Origin of the sequence: Bifidobacterium sp. UBA6881 (assembly GCA_002451435.1) — a bacterium.
In the GTDB taxonomy this organism is placed as follows: Bacteria; Actinomycetota; Actinomycetes; order Actinomycetales; family Bifidobacteriaceae; genus Bifidobacterium.
In genome coordinates this window covers 5,205-6,018 of sequence record DKCF01000110.1, presented here as the reverse complement: position 1 = coordinate 6,018, position 814 = coordinate 5,205, and the positions used below count along the sequence as shown (strand labels likewise).

Sequence of the window (814 nt, the reverse complement as noted above, 5' to 3'; positions counted from 1 at the left end):
CCGACCTTGGTGCCGTCGGCACCGAATCGCGGCGATTCCTCGTCGCCGTGTTCCGGTTCGGGCGCGTCCAGCAATGCGAAGATGCGTTTCGTGGAGGTCATGCCGTTCATCGCGACATGGAAGAACGAGCCGAGCTGCCGCAACGGAATGAAGAAATCCGCGGAAAGCAGCACAATCAGCAGCACACCGCCAAGCGTGAGCCCGCCGTGGAAATACCGCCATACGGCGACGCCGATGCCGGCCGCCGCGCCACCGTAGGCGACGACGTCCATCGCGGTGAGCGAGCGCAACTGGATCTGCAGCACGTTCATCGTCATCACGCGGAACTGCTCGGCCTTCTCGTCCATGTCGCGCGCCGCGCGTCCGTCCGCGTCGAAGGTCTTCAATGTTTCCAAGCCCTGCAGGTCGTCCAGGAACGCGGAGCCCATGTCGGTGTATTTGCCCCAGTATTTTTTGAACACGCGGGCGGCGCTCATCGCCACCATGCCGACGATCAGCACGATGAGCGGCGCGCAGACCAGCAGCGTCACGGCGGCCGGCATATTGACCGGCGCGACGACCACGAACAACGTGATTGGCGCGAGAATCGCGTAGAACAGCTGCGGCAGGAACAGTTCGAAGAAGCTTTGGATCTGGTCGATGCCCTCACCCGCGGATTGAACCACGTCGGCCGTGCCGACCCGCTGCGAATACGACGGTCCCAGTCTGAGCATCTTGCCGAACAGTTCCGACCGCAACGCGAGTTTGACGCGTTCGGCGGCTTCGGTGCCGAAATGCGCGGCCGCGCGCGCCATCAGCAACCGCATGACCGCGG

At 63.9% G+C, this 814-nt stretch carries 1 pseudogene; it reads right to left on the bottom strand.

Annotated elements, in window-relative coordinates:
- A pseudogene (locus tag B3C64_RS08395) lies at positions 1 to 814 on the bottom strand (ABC transporter transmembrane domain-containing protein); the annotation flags it as partial.